Raw genomic sequence first — 16,071 nt, 5'->3', positions numbered from 1 at the left:
TGCAAAACACTGTGGGAGCGAGCTTGCTCGCGATAGCGGTATAACAGTCAGCAAATGTGTTGAATGTTAAGCAGCCATCGCGAGCAAGCTCGCTCCCACATTTGTTTTGTGTGAAGTGATCGATATGAGTCAGACCATGATTGATCTACCTGGTAGGCTTCTACGCAACCTTGCTCCTTGTCGCTGCGCCGTCACCTGGCGCATCGCCTTCTCCGGCGGCCTAGACTCCACCGTCCTGCTGCACCTGCTCGCCCATCTCGCAAAATCCCAATCCCTGCCGGCGCTGAGCGCCATTCACGTCCACCACGGCCTTCAGGCTGCGGCCGATGCGTGGCCGGATCATTGCCGGTCCGTCTGTGACGCCCTGGGTGTGCCGCTACAGGTGGTTCGCGTTCAGGTTCAGCCTGGCGCCAGCCTTGAGCGTGCCGCCCGGGACGCGCGCTATGGGGCGTTCATCGAGGTCACTCAAGCCAATGAAGTGCTGCTGACTGCCCAGCACCGTGACGATCAGGCGGAAACCCTGTTGTTTCGGCTGTTGCGAGGCGCCGGGGTGAGGGGGCTCTCGGGCATGCCACGCCAACGACCGCTGGGCAAAGGGCATCTATTGCGGCCTTTGCTCGATGTCACGCGTGCGGAACTGGAAGCTTATGCGGACGAGTACCGGCTGAACTGGATTGAAGACCCCTCGAATCAGGACCGACAATTCTCGCGCAATTACCTGCGCCACCAGGTGTTCCCGGTATTGACCGAGCGCTGGCCGCAAGCCGTGGCGACCATGGCCCGTAGCGCCGCGCATCTGGGTGAAGCACAGGCATTGCTCGATGACCTGGCGCAGATCGATCTTGCCCGCGCAAGTACGGACAGTGAATTCGATTGGCTGGGTGTGCCGTCCCTGGAGCTGGCGCCGCTGGCGACACTCTCCGCCGCTCGCCAGCGCAATGCAGTGAGTCACTGGCTCGGGGCGCTGACGCGTCTGCCCGATAGCGACCACTGGTCGGGTTGGGAGGATTTGCGGGATGCCACCGGCGATGCCCGACCGCTTTGGCGATTGACGGACGGCGAACTCCACCGGGCCGGTGGGCGTATCTGGTGGCTGTCGGGAGACTGGCTTGGCACTCCACCCGCGCCCGGAACCTGGTCCGATCCCTCGCTACCGCTGGCGTTGCCGTGCAACGGTGAACTCACGCTCACCGGCCAAATCTGCGATGGGCCGTTGCAGATCCGCTACCGTGAAGGGGGAGAAATCATGCATCTGCCTGATCGCGGGCACCGTAACCTGAAGCGTTTGCTCAACGAACGCGGCGTTCCGAACTTTGCCCGTGGCAGATTGCCGCTGCTGTACCAGGGCGAGCAATTGCTGGCGGTGGCGAACCTGCGGGGTCTGAGCGGCAGCGCCAATGACGGCTGGTTTTTACATTGGCAGCCACCACCTGCGATCAAGGTTTGAGCTGAAAGGGGCTTTCCGGTAGACTACGCTCCCTTCTTGATACAACTTCTGTGGATTCGCCTGAATTGCAGGAGTTGCCGATTACCAAGCAGTCTTTGCTGGGCGATTCCAAAAAATGTGTAGCGAGCAACGTACCGGTGTCTCACCTTCCGGTCTGTCCCAACGCGGCGGTTTTTTTGAAAGATGCACTGTGATCGATGCAGGTGATCGGGGGCTTCGGCCTTCCTTCGCTTCCCCCGGCGGCTCGGACCGCTTTAACGCAGACTTCTAGGGTTTTTCATGACGCGCTACATATTCGTCACGGGCGGTGTTGTTTCTTCATTGGGGAAAGGCATCGCATCGGCTTCATTGGCGGCCATCCTGGAGGCGCGGGGACTTAAGGTCACCATGCTGAAGCTGGACCCGTACATCAACGTTGACCCGGGCACCATGAGCCCGTTCCAGCACGGTGAAGTGTTCGTCACCCACGACGGCGCCGAGACCGACCTGGACCTGGGCCATTACGAGCGGTTCATCCGCACGACCATGACCCAGAACAACAACTTCACCACCGGCCGTGTCTACGAACACGTCCTGCGCAAAGAGCGCCGTGGTGATTACCTGGGCGCCACCATCCAGGTGATCCCGCACATCACCGACGAAATCAAGCGCCGGATCATCAAGGGCGCCGGCGATGCCGACGTGGCCATGGTCGAGATCGGTGGCACCGTGGGTGACATCGAATCGCAACCGTTCCTCGAAGCGATCCGTCAATTGCGTTTCGAAGTCGGCGCCAAGCGCGCGATGCTGATGCACCTGACGCTGGTGCCGTACATCGCCACCGCCGGCGAAACCAAAACCAAGCCAACCCAGCACTCGGTCAAGGAGCTGCGTTCCATCGGCCTGCAACCGGACGTGCTGGTGTGCCGTTCCGATCACCCGATCGACCTCTCCTCGCGCCGCAAGATCGCGCAGTTCACCAACGTTGAGGAGCGTGCGGTGATCGCGCTGGAAGACGCCGACACCATCTACAAGATCCCGGGCATCCTGCACTCCCAGGGCCTGGATGATTTCGTCGTCGAGCGTTTCGGCCTGGAATGTGGCGGCGCCGATCTGTCCGAGTGGGAAGCCGTGGTCGACGCCAAGCTCAACCCCGAGCACGAAGTCACCATCGCCATGGTCGGCAAGTACATGGAACTGCTGGACGCCTACAAGTCGCTGATCGAAGCGATGAGTCACGCCGGCATCAGCAACCGCACCAAGGTCAACCTGCGCTACATCGATTCCGAAGACATCGAAAACCAGGGCACCGCGCTGCTCGAAGGTGTCGACGCGATCCTCGTACCGGGCGGCTTCGGTCTGCGTGGCGTGGAAGGCAAGATCACTGCCGTTCAATTTGCTCGCGAAAACAAGGTTCCGTACCTGGGTATCTGCCTGGGCATGCAAGTGGCTGTCATCGAGTTCGCACGTAACGTGCTGGGCTGGAAAGACGCCAACTCCACCGAGTTCGATCGTGCCAGCGGTCACCCCGTCGTGGGCCTGATCACCGAGTGGGAAGATGCCACCGGCGCCGTCGAAATCCGTACCGAAGCGTCCGACCTGGGCGGCACCATGCGCCTGGGCGCCCAGGATTGCCTGCTCGAAACCGGCTCCCTGGTGCACGACTGCTACGCCAAGGACGTGATCGTCGAGCGTCACCGTCATCGCTATGAAGTGAACAACAACCTGTTGCCGCAACTGATCGAAGCCGGTCTGAAAATCTCCGGTCGTTCCGGTGATGGCGCGCTGGTCGAAGTGGTCGAAGCCCCGGATCATCCGTGGTTCGTCGCTTGCCAGTTCCACCCTGAGTTCACCTCGACGCCACGCGACGGTCATCCGTTGTTCAGCGGTTTCGTCAAGGCAGCTTTGGTCCAACACCAGAAGAAGGCGTGATTCCAATGGCGCAGAAGATCATCCGCGTAGGCGATATCGAGATTGGCAACGACAAGCCAATGGTGCTGTTCGGTGGCATGAATGTGCTGGAAAGCTGTGACATGGCGATGCAGGTCTGCGAAGAGTACGTGAAGGTCACCGAAAAACTCGGTATCCCTTACGTGTTCAAGGCCAGCTTCGACAAGGCCAACCGATCCTCCGTGACCTCTTACCGTGGCCCGGGCCTGGAAGAGGGCATGCGGATTTTCCAGGACATCAAGCAAGCGTTCGGCGTGCCGATCATCACCGACGTCCACGAGCCTGATCAGGCGGCGGTCGTCGCTGAAGTCTGCGATATCATCCAGCTGCCGGCCTTCCTGTCGCGCCAGACCGACCTGGTGGTCGCGATGGCCAGGACCGGTGCGGTGATCAACATCAAGAAGGCCCAGTTCCTCGCCCCCCAGGAGATGAAACACATCCTGAGCAAATGCGTGGAAGCGGGTAACGATCAATTGATCCTCTGCGAGCGCGGTTCGAGCTTCGGCTACAACAACCTGGTCGTCGACATGCTCGGCTTCGGCATCATGAAGCAGTTCGAATACCCGGTGTTCTTCGACGTGACCCACGCGCTGCAAATGCCCGGCGGTCGCTCGGATTCCGCCGGCGGTCGTCGTGCCCAGGTCACCGATCTGGCCAAGGCCGGTATGAGCCAGTCGTTGGCCGGCCTGTTCCTCGAAGCGCACCCGGATCCGGACAACGCCAAATGCGACGGCCCTTGCGCCTTGCGTCTGGACAAACTGGAGCCATTCCTGGCCCAGCTCAAGGCGTTGGACGAACTGGTGAAGAGTTTTCCTGTCGTAGAAACCGCGTAAATCGGGTTTCTCCATGTAGGAGCTGGCTTGCCAGCGAAGGGTCCCTCAAGCCTTGCAGAGACTTCGAGGCCCCCTTCGCCGGCAAGCCGGCTCCTACAAAAAGCAATGTGACCCACAAGTTATAAATCGATCGGTACAGCGTTTTCGTCAACTTTGGAGTGTTTACAACAATGGCAAAAATCGTCGACATCAAAGGTCGTGAAGTTCTCGACTCCCGTGGCAACCCCACCGTCGAAGCGGACGTGCTTCTCGATAACGGCATCATCGGCAGCGCTTGCGCGCCGTCCGGTGCTTCCACTGGCTCGCGTGAAGCGCTCGAGCTGCGTGATGGCGACAAGAGCCGTTACCTGGGCAAAGGCGTGCTCAAAGCCGTCGCCAACATCAATGGCCCGATCCGCGATCTGTTGAAAGGTGCAGACCCAAGCGACCAAAAGGCGCTGGATCACGCAATGATCAAGCTCGACGGTACCGACAACAAAGGGTCCCTGGGCGCCAACGCGATCCTCGCCGTTTCCCTGGCAGCCGCCAAGGCCGCCGCACAGGATCAGGACCTGCCACTGTACGCTCACATCGCCAACCTGAACGGCACCCCGGGTGTCTACTCGATGCCGGTTCCGATGATGAACATCATCAACGGTGGCGAGCACGCGGATAACAACGTCGACATACAGGAATTCATGGTTCAGCCGGTTGGCGCCAAGTCTTTCTCGGAAGGTCTGCGCATGGGCACCGAGATTTTCCATCACCTCAAAGCCGTGTTGAAGGCCCGTGGCCTGAGCACCGCCGTGGGTGACGAAGGTGGTTTCGCGCCAAACCTGGCCTCCAACGAAGATGCTTTGAAAGTGATCTCCGAAGCCGTGGCCAACGCCGGCTACAAGCTGGGCACCGACGTGACCCTGGCCCTGGACTGCGCGGCGAGCGAATTCTACGAAGACGGCAAATACAACCTGTCCGGCGAAGGCCAGGTATTCACCGCTGAAGGTTTCGCCGACTACCTCAAAGGCCTGACCGAGCGTTACCCGATCATCTCGATCGAAGACGGCCTGGACGAGTCTGACTGGGCTGGCTGGAAAATCCTCACCGACAAGATCGGAGAGAAAATTCAGCTGGTAGGCGACGACCTGTTCGTGACCAACACCAAGATCCTGAAAGAAGGCATTGATAAAAAGATCGCCAACTCGATCCTGATCAAGTTCAACCAGATCGGCACCCTGACCGAAACCCTGGAAGCCATCCAGATGGCCAAGGCTGCGGGTTACACCGCCGTGATCTCGCACCGCTCCGGCGAAACCGAAGATTCGACCATTGCCGACCTGGCCGTGGGCACTTCGGCTGGCCAGATCAAGACCGGTTCCCTGTGCCGTTCCGACCGCGTTTCCAAGTACAACCAGCTGCTGCGCATCGAAGAGCAGTTGAACGGCAAAGCCAAGTACAACGGTCGCAGCGAATTCCGCGGCTAATGGCTAAAAGATAAAAAGACAACGGATTGTGTTGGAAAAGTCGCAACAGCGATGGATTTGCCACTAATCTGATGCCTTATCAGCACAAGCCTGGATCTTCCAGGCTTCGTGCTATCAGCAGCTTCAAAGTTTTTACACGGCTGTCTTTTTTCACTGGATACCTGATATTCGATGCGCAGTCCCAATTGGTTGTTCCTCGTCTTGCTCCTGCTGCTGGCTGGCCTGCAATACCGCCTGTGGGTGGGTAATGGCAGCCTGGCGCAAGTGGCCGAGCTGACTCAGCAGATCGCTGATCAACACGCTGAGAACGAAGGCCTGCTTGAGCGCAATCGGGTGATGGACGCTGAAGTCAGCGAGTTGAAAAAGGGCATGGAGACCGTTGAAGAACGGGCTCGCCATGAGCTGGGCATGGTCAAGGATGGTGAAACCCTTTACCAGCTGGCGCAATGAACCTTTCGTTACCGGCCTTCTGGGCCGTGATTCCTGCCGCGGGCGTCGGTGCCCGTATGGCCGCGGACCGTCCCAAGCAATATTTGCAACTGGGCGGGCGCACTATTGTTGAACACAGCCTCGGCTGTTTCCTCGATCATCCTTGCCTGAAAGGCCTGGTGGTCAGTCTTGCTGTCGATGATCCTTATTGGCCGAACCTGGCGTGTGCTGGCGATTCGCGTATTCAGCGGGTTGAAGGGGGGGCCGAACGTTCCGGGTCGGTGCTCAATGCGTTGCTGCATCTGCATGCCCAGGGCGCTGACGATGAGGATTGGGTGTTGGTGCACGACGCCGCGCGGCCGAATCTGAGCCGTGATGACCTGGACAAGTTGCTCGGTGAGTTGGCGGACGATCCGGTGGGCGGTCTGCTGGCGGTGCCGGCGCGCGACACCCTCAAACGGGTCGACAAGCAGGGCCGTGTCGTCGAAACCGTGGATCGCAGCGTGATCTGGCAGGCTTATACGCCACAGATGTTTCGTCTGGGTGCGTTGCATCGGGCGTTGGCCGACAGTCTGGTAGCGGATGCAGTCATCACCGATGAAGCTTCGGCGATGGAGTGGGCAGGGCTGGCACCGCGGTTGATTGAAGGGCGGTCCGATAACCTGAAAGTCACTCGGCCCGAAGACCTTGAATGGTTGCGCCAGCGTTGGGCTAACCGTCATTAATTGACTGTGGATCGGTGTTGCCCCTATCGCGAGCAAGCTCGCTCTCACAGGGCTCTACGGCATTTACAAGATTTGTATTCGACCACGGTCACTGTGGGAGCGAGCTTGCTCGCGATAGCGGTAGTATTGACAACCGACATCTTACTGGCACGCAGGCACCTTCCTAGCTTCGATACTCCGGCCTTTCAGCCAACCCTCCCTTCAAATAATCCACCAACTTGCGCACCTTCGGCGACAGATGCCGCTGCTGTGGATAAAGCGCCCATACCGCCGTGTTCGGCGGCTGATGCGCTTCCAGCAACGAAATCAACGCACCGCTTTTCAAATGCTCCAACACATAATAATCCGGCAACTGACACAACCCGACACCCTGTAACGCCGCATCCAGCACCGCTTGCCCACTGTTGCAACGCCAGTTTCCCTGTACCCGCTGGGAAAATTCCCGTCCGTTCTGTTCCAGTTGCCAAATGTCCGAACTGCCGATGAGGCAATTGTGCCGGCTCAGTTCCGACAAACTGTGTGGGCGACCATACCGTTCCACGTAGGACGGTGATGCGCACAGGTACATTTGCCGTGGTGCCAGTCGTGCCGCCACCAGTCTTGAGTCCTGCAAGCGACCCAGACGGATCGCCAGGTCCAGGCCCTCGTGCACCAGGTCCAGTTGGCGGTTGCTCAGTTCGATGTCGATCCGCAGTTGCGGGTAAAGCCCCATGAAGCGGGTCACCAGCGGCACGATGAAGCGTTCGCCGTACGCCACGGCGCAGGTCATGCGCAGCATCCCTTTAGGCTCGCTGGTCAGATCACCGACCGCTCGCAAGGCTTCTTCGCGGCCATCCTGTAAACGTTGGCAATGCTGCAGGAAGGTTTGCCCGGCCTCGGTCAGGGTGACCCGGCGGGTACTGCGATAAAGCAGTCGCGTCTGAAGTCGCTCTTCCAGCCGAACGATTTGTCGACTGACATGGGAGGACGACACCCCGAGACGTTCGGCAGCGGCGGTGAAATGGCTGCACTCGGCCACGGCGACGAACTCGTCGATGCCTTCCCAGCGGTTTTCGGACATTGATGATTATCCCTGTACAGCAATAAAGTTTTGCTTTTGTCCTGATTATTCACCGTAGAGCACTGTATTACACTCACTGTCTCATTTTTATTCACTGGAGAATGCTCATGATCAAGTCGCGCGCTGCCGTAGCCTTCGAGGCCAAGAAACCCCTCGAGATCGTCGAAGTCGATGTCGCCATGCCCAAGGCCGGTGAAGTATTGCTGCGAGTTGTTGCTTCCGGTGTCTGCCATACCGATGCCTACACGCTGTCCGGTGCCGACCCGGAAGGCATCTTCCCGTCGATCCTCGGCCACGAAGGTGGCGCGGTGGTGGAAGCCATCGGCGAGGGCGTGACCTCCGTGGAGGTGGGTGATCATGTGATTCCGCTCTACACCCCGGAATGTCGCCAGTGCAAATTCTGCCTGTCGGGCAAGACCAACCTCTGCCAGGCCATTCGCGCCACCCAGGGCAAAGGCCTGATGCCGGATGGCACCTCTCGCTTTTCCTACAAGGGCCAGCCGATTTTCCACTACATGGGTACCTCGACCTTCTCCGAGTACACCGTGCTGCCGGAAATCTCCGTCGCCAAAATTCCTAAAGAAGCGCCACTGGAAAAAGTCTGCCTGCTGGGCTGCGGTGTCACCACCGGCATCGGCGCCGTTCTCAATACGGCCAAGGTAAAGCCAGGTGACACGGTCGCCATTTTCGGCCTCGGCGGCATCGGCCTGTCGGCGGTCATCGGCGCGGCCAAAGCCAAGGCAGCGCGCATCATCGCGATTGACATCAACCCGGCCAAATTCGAGATCGCCAAGCAACTGGGTGCAACCGATTGCGTGAACCCGAAAGACTTCGACCGTCCGATCCAGGAAGTCATCGTCGACATGACCGATGGCGGCGTTGACTTCTCCTTCGAGTGCATCGGCAATGTGCAATTGATGCGCGCGGCCCTCGAGTGCTGCCACAAGGGTTGGGGCGAATCGGTGATCATCGGCGTGGCCGGTGCCGGTCAGGAAATCTCCACCCGTCCATTCCAGCTGGTCACCGGTCGCGTCTGGCGCGGTTCGGCGTTCGGCGGCGTGCGCGGCCGTACCGAGTTGCCAAGCTATGTCGAAATGGCCGAGACCGGCGAGATCCCGCTGGATACGTTCATCACCCACACCATGGGCCTGGAAGATATCAACAAGGCGTTTGACCTGATGCACGAAGGCAAGAGCATCCGTTCCGTCATCCATTTCTAAGAAGCAGCGGTAAGCCGCAAGTCATAAGCTGCAAGAGAGCGCGCCTCGACTTGCAGCTTCAAGCTTGTAGCTTACCGCTGGGAGTACTCCCATGAGCCTGGAAAATATCTCCTGCCAGAAAAGCTTCGGCGGCTGGCACAAACGCTATCGGCACCGCTCCGATGTGCTCGGCTGCGATATGGTGTTCGCCGTGTACCTGCCGCCGCAAGCGGAGCAGGGCGGCAAACTGCCGGTGCTGTACTGGCTGTCCGGCCTGACCTGCACCGACGAAAACTTCATGCAAAAGGCCGGCGCCATGCGCATGGCCGCCGAGCTGGGGCTGATCATCGTGGCGCCGGACACCAGCCCGCGCGGCCCCGATGTGCCGGGTGATCCGGACGGCGCCTGGGACTTCGGACTCGGTGCCGGTTTTTATCTGAATGCCACCCAGGAACCCTGGTCGCGGCACTATCGGATGCACGACTATGTCGTGCAGGAATTGCCGGCATTGGTCGAGGCGCATTTCCCTGCTTCGGACAAGCGCGGCATCAGCGGTCACTCCATGGGCGGCCATGGCGCGCTGGTCTGCGCGTTGCGCAACCCGGGGCGCTATCAGTCGGTGTCGGCGTTCTCGCCGATCAACAACCCGATGGATTGTCCTTGGGGGCAAAAGGCCTTTTCCCGTTACCTGGGGGAAGACCGGTCGAAGTGGCGCGAATGGGATGCCTGTGCATTGATCGCCGAGGCGGAAGAAAAATTACCGCTGCTGGTCGATCAAGGTGATCGCGACGATTTCCTCGCCACCCAGCTCAAGCCTGAAACCCTGCAACAAGCCACCAGACTGGCGGGTCATCCGCTGACGTTGCGCCTGCAACCCGGCTACGACCACAGCTATTTCTTCATCGCCAGCTTCATCGATGACCATCTGCAGCATCACGCGCGCGCTCTAGGGGGGGCTCTCAGTTAACGCCGAGGGGAAACTAATTGAGAGCACCCCCTCGCCTAATGCAGGTAGAATCACGCCCTGACAAAAATCGGGGCGTTTTTTTATGCGTATTGGCCACGGCTACGATGTGCACCGTTTCGCTGAAGGCGATTTCATTACTCTGGGCGGCGTGCGGATTGCACACGGCTTCGGGCTGCTCGCTCATTCCGACGGTGACGTCCTGCTGCACGCCTTGAGCGATGCCTTGCTTGGCGCGGCCGCGCTGGGCGACATCGGCAAACACTTCCCGGACACCGACCCGACATTCAAGGGCGCCGACAGCCGCGTGCTGTTGCGTCACGTCGTCGGATTGATCCACGCCAAAGGCTGGAAAGTCGGCAACGTCGATAACACCATCGTCGCCCAGGCGCCAAAAATGGCCCCGCATATCGAATCGATGCGCGCGCTGATTGCCGCGGATCTTCAAGTTGAGTTGGATCAAGTGAACGTGAAAGCCACCACCACCGAAAAGCTCGGCTTTGTCGGTCGCGAAGAAGGTATTGCCGTGCATTCCGTTGCCTTGTTGCTGCGCGTATGAACGACCTGCAATTGCTCGGTCCCCGTGCCTACGGTGAAGCCCTCGGCAGCGCCGTATTGAAAGCGACGGCTGAAGACTTTCAAGTCGATGAAGTGCTCGATATCCCCCTCAGTGGCGATGGCGAGCACCTGTGGATCTGGGTGGAAAAGCGCGGTCTGAATACCGAAGAAGCGGCGCGGCGGATCGCCAAAGCGGCTGGCGTGCCCTTGCGCACCGTCAGTTACGCGGGCCTCAAGGACCGTCAGGCGCTGACGCGTCAGTGGTTCAGCGTACAGCTGCCGGGCAAGGCTGATCCGGATTTGTCGCCTGCCGAAAACGATACGTTGAAAATCCTCAAGACCGGCCGGCACAAACGCAAACTGCAACGTGGTGCCCATTCGGCCAATGGCTTCACCTTGCGCCTGACTCAATTCGCGGGCGACAAGGCGGCAATCGAAGAGCGTCTGCAACGGATTGCCAAGCAAGGTGTTCCCAATTATTTCGGCGCCCAGCGCTTCGGGTTTGACGGCGGCAACGTGGTCGATGCCCGTGCCTGGGCCGCGCGCAAGGCGTTGCCGGAGCAGCGCAATGTGCGTTCGCGCCTGCTTTCAACGGCCCGTAGTTTTCTGTTTAACCAAGTGTTGGCGGCGCGAGTCGCCGATGGCACCTGGCAGTGTGCACAGGTCGGCGATTTGCTTGCCTTCACCGACAGCCGCAGTTTCTTTCCCGCCGGCGTTGCCGAGTGCAGCGACCCGCGCCTGGCAATTCTCGACCTGCACCCGACCGGTCCGCAGTGGGGCGAAGGTGACTCGCCGGCCTCGGGCGCTGTCCATGAATTGGAACAGGCAATCGCCGCACGCGAGGCGGATCTACGCGATTGGTTGATTAACGCCGGAATGAGCCACGAACGTCGCATCCTGCGGCTGCCCATTGGTGGGTTGACGTGGCATTATCCCGAGCCTGACATTCTGCAACTGGAATTCGTCCTGCCGGCCGGATGCTTCGCCACCGTATTGGTGCGCGAACTCGTCGATCTGGTGCCGGTGGGGCAGACGGACAGCCCATGCGTATTCTGATTTCTAACGATGATGGGGTAACCGCACCCGGTCTCGCCGCGCTTTATGCTGCGCTGGCGGATTACACCGAATGCGTGGTTGTCGCCCCGGACCAGGACAAAAGCGGCGCCAGCAGTTCGCTGACGCTCGACCGTCCGCTGCACCCGCAAACCCTGGCCAACGGCTTTATCAGCCTTAACGGCACGCCCACCGATTGCGTCCACCTGGGGCTTAACGGTCTGCTGGAGCAAGAACCGGACATGGTGGTGTCCGGGATCAACCTGGGCGCCAATCTCGGGGACGATGTGCTGTATTCCGGGACTGTGGCCGCCGCCCTCGAAGGGCGTTTCCTGGCGCGTCCTTCGTTCGCCTTTTCGTTGGTCTCACGGCAAGTAGAGAACCTTTCCACAGCCGCTTATTTTGCGCGCAAACTGGTGGAGGCTCATGCGGACCTCGATCTGCCACCGCGCACGGTGCTGAACGTGAACATTCCCAATTTGCCGCTGGACCACATCCGCGGCATACAACTGACTCGCCTCGGCCATCGCGCCCGCGCTGCGGCGCCGTTGAAAGTGGTCGATCCGCGGGGCAAATCCGGTTACTGGATCGCCGCGGCGGGGGACGCCGAGGATGGCGGTCCGGGCACCGATTTCCATGCGGTGATGCAGGGCTATGTTTCAATCACCCCGCTGCAACTGGATCGCACCTTCAATGACGCCTTCAGAAGTATTGATGGCTGGCTCGAGGGACTGCGCTAATGGCTCGTGAACAAGACCACATGCTGCATCGCGGCATCGGGATGACCTCGCAACGAACCCGCGAGCGCCTGATTCAGCGGTTGTATGAGGAGGGCATCTCCAACGCCAAGGTGCTGGAGGTGATTCGCCGTACACCGCGTCACCTGTTCGTCGACGAGGCGCTGGCCCACCGTGCCTATGAAGACACGGCGTTGCCGATCGGGAACAACCAGACCATCTCCCAGCCTTACATGGTCGCCCGGATGAGCGAACTGTTGCTGGAGGCAGGTCCTCTGGACAAGGTCATGGAGATCGGCACGGGCTCGGGCTATCAGACCGCGATCCTGTCGCAACTGGTCGAGCGGGTGTTTTCGGTCGAGCGCATCAAGGTGCTGCAGGACCGGGCCAAGGAGCGCCTGGTCGAGCTCAACTTGCGCAACGTGGTGTTTCGCTGGGGCGATGGCTGGGAGGGCTGGCCGGCGCTGGCGCCGTACAACGGCATCATCGTCACCGCCGTGGCCACCGAAGTGCCTCAGGCATTGCTCGATCAATTGGCGCCGGGGGGGCGATTGGTGATTCCGGTCGGCTCCGGCGAGGTTCAACAATTGATGTTGATCATTCGGGAAGAACAGGGTTTTTCCAGACGCGTTCTCGGGTCTGTGCGCTTCGTTCCATTGCTCAACGGTCCGCTGGCCTGAGCATTTGTTTCGACGCGCTGAATTCTCTTCGATTGTCCCTGTCTTACAGCGGCATCGATCGATTAAACGGGGCGCATCGACAGGTAGCAAACGTGTGCCTCGCTTCATTAAAGGTAAAGCCTGCACGGCCCGTTATACTTGCGACTTTCTGCCGGAATACGGCAATCCACATTTTCAGCCACCACAAAGGGAGCGGCGGGTGAGTCTTACAGTCATTGCGCAGCGAATGGGTATAACGAGCTTTCAGCGCCTGGTGACTGGCCTCGTCTTGAGCACCTTGCTGGTTGGTTGTTCCAGCAACAAGTCGAGCGACGTGCGCGTCATCGAGCGCAACAAATCTGTCGCGCAGCGACCGGCAGTGACGACGGGTCAATACGTCGTTCGTCCCAAGGACACCCTGTTCTCCATCGCCTTCCGCTACGGCTGGGATTACAAGGCGCTGGCAGCGCGCAACAACATTCCTGCGCCCTACACGATCCATCCAGGTCAGACGATTCGCTTTGACGGTCGCACCGGTTCAACGCCGGCAACCGTGGTCAGTTCAGCCAGTTCAACACCTTCATCGTCGAGTAAAACCACCGTCTTCCGTCGTCCCGCTACCGGTGGGACCACTGGCACGGCGGTGGTCGTACCGTCCGTCGCGAACAAACCTGCAGCCGTTCCGATGCCGCCAGCGGGTCCCGCCCCGACCGGCTGGGGGTGGCCTTCTAATGGCATTCTCATTGGTAAATTCTCTTCAAACGGCAGTTTGAATAAAGGAATTGATATCGCCGGGGATTTGGGACAGCCTGTTTTAGCTGCGTCTGATGGGACGGTGGTATACGCCGGGAGTGGCTTAAGGGGCTACGGCGAATTAGTCATCATCAAACACAGCGATACCTACGTCAGTGCCTACGGACATAACCGCAGGCTGTTGGTTCAGGAGGGGCAGCAGGTCAAGGTCGGACAGACAATTGCCGAAATGGGGTCCACGGGTACAGACCGGGTGAAACTGCACTTTGAGATTCGCCGACAGGGTAAACCTGTAGATCCGCTGCAATTCCTGCCACGTCGTTGATTGCTATCCAGCCTGTTCCGTCACGTAGAGGGGACAGGCTCCAGCGTTGCCAAGGATATAGGCGCCGCTTGAGCCTGGGGTCGAACTCACCAAAGGACTATAACAATGGCTCTCAGTAAAGAAGTGCCGGAGTTTGACATCGACGATGAGGTTCTCCTTATGGAGACCGGCATCGACACGGATCCGATGTCGAATGATGAAGGGGCTGCACCACCTTCCGTTCGTACAAAATCCAAACACTCCGCTTCGTTAAAGCAACACAAGTACATTGATTACACGCGTGCACTCGATGCCACGCAGCTGTATCTCAATGAGATCGGTTTCTCCCCCCTGTTATCCCCCGAAGAAGAAGTTCATTTTGCGCGCTTGTCGCAAAGTGGAGATCCTGCCGGGCGCAAACGCATGATTGAAAGTAACCTGAGGCTGGTGGTGAAGATCGCCCGGCGTTACGTCAATCGTGGCCTGTCGCTGCTGGACTTGATCGAAGAGGGCAACCTCGGGCTTATCCGGGCGGTAGAAAAGTTCGACCCTGAACGTGGCTTCCGCTTTTCGACCTACGCGACCTGGTGGATTCGTCAGACCATCGAGCGCGCAATCATGAATCAGACCCGGACCATCCGGTTGCCGATCCATGTGGTCAAGGAGCTTAACGTCTACCTGCGGGCTGCACGGGAACTGACACAAAAACTCGATCATGAACCCTCACCCGAAGAAATCGCCAACCTGCTGGAAAAACCAGTGGCAGAGGTCAAGCGCATGCTCGGCCTTAACGAGCGGGTATCTTCGGTCGACGTCTCGTTGGGCCCGGATTCGGACAAAACCCTGCTGGACACCCTTACCGATGACCGCCCAACCGATCCATGTGAACTGTTGCAGGATGACGACCTGTCCCAGAGCATCGATCAATGGCTCTCTGAACTGACCGACAAGCAGCGTGAGGTGGTCATCCGCCGCTTCGGCCTGCGAGGGCACGAGAGCAGCACGCTTGAAGATGTAGGCCTGGAAATCGGCCTGACCCGGGAACGGGTCAGACAGATCCAGGTTGAAGGCCTGAAACGCCTTCGGGAGATTCTCGAAAAGAACGGCCTGTCGAGCGAGTCGTTGTTTCAATAAGTAGTCGCCAGGCACGCTGCACAAAAACCCCGACTGGTTCGGGGTTTTTTGTGAGTGCAGCAAAGGGTTTTGATACGGCTGCGACATCACATCAGCTTTGTAGTCTCGTGCTGTAAGTCTTTGCTTACCCTTATGTAGGTTTTCGTTATCTTTACAGTGTGGCAGTGTTCCACGTTTCTTTTGCCCTGCGCTTATCTCTCTGATTTATGTGCTTATTTTATTAAGTTACCAGCATATGACAGCCGAACCAGGGCGTTTTCGGCCGCTTGCTCCCGGGCGGGAACGCTTTAGTATTCAGGTTGTGTCAACGGACGGACACGCCCTTCAAGGATGAGGGGAAAGGACATCGCAGGACGCGTTTCATCAGGACGATGAAAAGGAACACAGGGACTAGGGAAAAAAATGTGGGCGGGTCAAACCGCCCCTTTTTTTGTCTGCAATAAAGTCATAAAAGCAAAAAGGCCCGCAGGGGGCCTTTTCGAGAACGCGGAGCAATCAGCGTTCGAGGTCTTTGATCTTGCCTTTGACGCCATCCCACTCTTCGGCATCGGGCAGCGATTCTTTTTTCTCTGTGATGTTGGGCCAGATTTCGGCCAGCTCAACGTTCAGCTGAATGAACTCCTGCATATCTTCAGGGACTTCATCTTCAGAGAAGATGGCCACGGCAGGGCATTCAGGCTCGCACAGTGCGCAGTCGATGCACTCATCCGGGTGAATCACCAGGAAGTTCGGGCCTTCGTAAAAGCAGTCCACCGGACAGACTTCTACGCAGTCGGTGTACTTGCACTTGATGCAGTTGTCGGTGACGACGAAGGTCATTTCTAGAT

Annotated in this window: 15 protein-coding genes and 1 pseudogene; 14 read left to right on the top strand and 2 right to left on the bottom strand. The window is 59.0% G+C overall.

Going from position 1 to position 16,071, the window contains the following annotated elements; translation table 11 throughout:
* Nucleotides 1-124 precede the first annotated feature (124 nt).
* The 6 genes and pseudogenes from tilS to ispD all read left to right on the top strand — a co-directional run bounded on the left by tilS (nt 125) and on the right by ispD (nt 6,823).
* A pseudogene (tilS, locus tag J2W17_RS24920) lies at nt 125-1,452 on the top strand (tRNA lysidine(34) synthetase TilS).
* A gap of 274 nt (nt 1,453-1,726) precedes the next feature.
* Complete coding sequence (locus tag J2W17_RS24915) at nt 1,727-3,358, top strand: CTP synthase (RefSeq protein ID WP_307340915.1); 1,632 nt, start codon at nt 1,727-1,729, stop codon at nt 3,356-3,358.
* Nucleotides 3,359-3,363: 5 nt separating this feature from the next.
* Nucleotides 3,364-4,209: a 3-deoxy-8-phosphooctulonate synthase gene (gene kdsA / locus J2W17_RS24910; RefSeq protein ID WP_307340911.1), complete on the top strand. Its 846-nt coding sequence runs from the start codon at nt 3,364-3,366 to the stop codon at nt 4,207-4,209.
* A 170-nt stretch (nt 4,210-4,379) separates the two neighbouring features.
* Nucleotides 4,380-5,669 carry a phosphopyruvate hydratase gene (gene eno, locus J2W17_RS24905; protein WP_307340905.1) on the top strand — a complete coding sequence of 430 codons (1,290 nt, stop codon included), beginning with the start codon at nt 4,380-4,382 and terminating at the stop codon, nt 5,667-5,669.
* 171 nt (nt 5,670-5,840) lie between these two features.
* Nucleotides 5,841-6,119, top strand: a complete 279-nt coding sequence (ftsB, locus tag J2W17_RS24900) for a cell division protein FtsB (RefSeq protein ID WP_008028992.1) — start codon at nt 5,841-5,843, stop codon at nt 6,117-6,119.
* Nucleotides 6,116-6,823: a 2-C-methyl-D-erythritol 4-phosphate cytidylyltransferase gene (gene ispD / locus J2W17_RS24895; protein ID WP_307340902.1), complete on the top strand. Its 708-nt coding sequence runs from the start codon at nt 6,116-6,118 to the stop codon at nt 6,821-6,823. The genes ftsB and ispD overlap by 4 nt, the downstream gene beginning before the upstream one ends.
* A 163-nt stretch (nt 6,824-6,986) precedes the next feature.
* On the opposite strand, the gene J2W17_RS24890 is transcribed toward ispD, so the two are convergent.
* A complete protein-coding gene (locus tag J2W17_RS24890) occupies nt 6,987-7,883 on the bottom strand; it encodes a LysR substrate-binding domain-containing protein (protein WP_307340898.1) in 897 nt (298 codons plus the stop codon).
* A gap of 107 nt (nt 7,884-7,990) precedes the next feature.
* Between J2W17_RS24890 and J2W17_RS24885 the strand changes: the two genes are divergently transcribed.
* The 8 genes from J2W17_RS24885 to rpoS all read left to right on the top strand — a co-directional run bounded on the left by J2W17_RS24885 (nt 7,991) and on the right by rpoS (nt 15,244).
* Nucleotides 7,991-9,103: an S-(hydroxymethyl)glutathione dehydrogenase/class III alcohol dehydrogenase gene (locus tag J2W17_RS24885; protein ID WP_307340894.1), complete on the top strand. Its 1,113-nt coding sequence runs from the start codon at nt 7,991-7,993 to the stop codon at nt 9,101-9,103.
* Nucleotides 9,104-9,194: 91 nt separating this feature from the next.
* Nucleotides 9,195-10,049, top strand: coding sequence for an S-formylglutathione hydrolase (fghA, locus tag J2W17_RS24880; RefSeq protein ID WP_307340891.1), 855 nt, complete (start codon nt 9,195-9,197; stop codon nt 10,047-10,049).
* A gap of 82 nt (nt 10,050-10,131) precedes the next feature.
* The gene (gene ispF, locus J2W17_RS24875; RefSeq protein ID WP_307340888.1) at nt 10,132-10,605 is read left to right on the top strand and encodes a 2-C-methyl-D-erythritol 2,4-cyclodiphosphate synthase; all 474 of its coding nucleotides are present in this window, start codon (nt 10,132-10,134) and stop codon (nt 10,603-10,605) included.
* Nucleotides 10,602-11,660 carry a tRNA pseudouridine(13) synthase TruD gene (gene truD / locus J2W17_RS24870; protein WP_307340886.1) on the top strand — a complete coding sequence of 353 codons (1,059 nt, stop codon included), beginning with the start codon at nt 10,602-10,604 and terminating at the stop codon, nt 11,658-11,660. The genes ispF and truD overlap by 4 nt, the downstream gene beginning before the upstream one ends.
* A complete protein-coding gene (surE, locus tag J2W17_RS24865; RefSeq protein ID WP_307340883.1) occupies nt 11,648-12,397 on the top strand; it encodes a 5'/3'-nucleotidase SurE in 750 nt (249 codons plus the stop codon). Before truD ends, surE begins: the two co-directional genes overlap by 13 nt.
* A 41-nt stretch (nt 12,398-12,438) precedes the next feature.
* Nucleotides 12,439-13,074: a protein-L-isoaspartate(D-aspartate) O-methyltransferase gene (locus J2W17_RS24860; RefSeq protein WP_178110502.1), complete on the top strand. Its 636-nt coding sequence runs from the start codon at nt 12,439-12,441 to the stop codon at nt 13,072-13,074.
* A gap of 199 nt (nt 13,075-13,273) precedes the next feature.
* The gene (locus J2W17_RS24855) at nt 13,274-14,131 is read left to right on the top strand and encodes a peptidoglycan DD-metalloendopeptidase family protein (RefSeq protein WP_307341025.1); all 858 of its coding nucleotides are present in this window, start codon (nt 13,274-13,276) and stop codon (nt 14,129-14,131) included.
* Between the two features lie 105 nt (nt 14,132-14,236).
* On the top strand, nt 14,237-15,244 hold the full coding sequence (gene rpoS / locus J2W17_RS24850; RefSeq protein ID WP_307340880.1) for an RNA polymerase sigma factor RpoS: 1,008 nt from the start codon (nt 14,237-14,239) through the stop codon (nt 15,242-15,244).
* 495 nt (nt 15,245-15,739) lie between these two features.
* Here the strand turns inward: rpoS and fdxA are convergent, their stop codons facing one another.
* Complete coding sequence (gene fdxA, locus J2W17_RS24845) at nt 15,740-16,063, bottom strand: ferredoxin FdxA (protein WP_003222178.1); 324 nt, start codon at nt 16,061-16,063, stop codon at nt 15,740-15,742.
* Between the last annotated feature and the right edge of the window lie 8 nt (nt 16,064-16,071).

This window comes from Pseudomonas lini, from assembly GCF_030812475.1.
GTDB classification, from domain to species: Bacteria; Pseudomonadota; Gammaproteobacteria; order Pseudomonadales; family Pseudomonadaceae; genus Aquipseudomonas; species Aquipseudomonas lini_A.
This window is presented reverse-complemented; position numbering and strand designations above follow the sequence as displayed.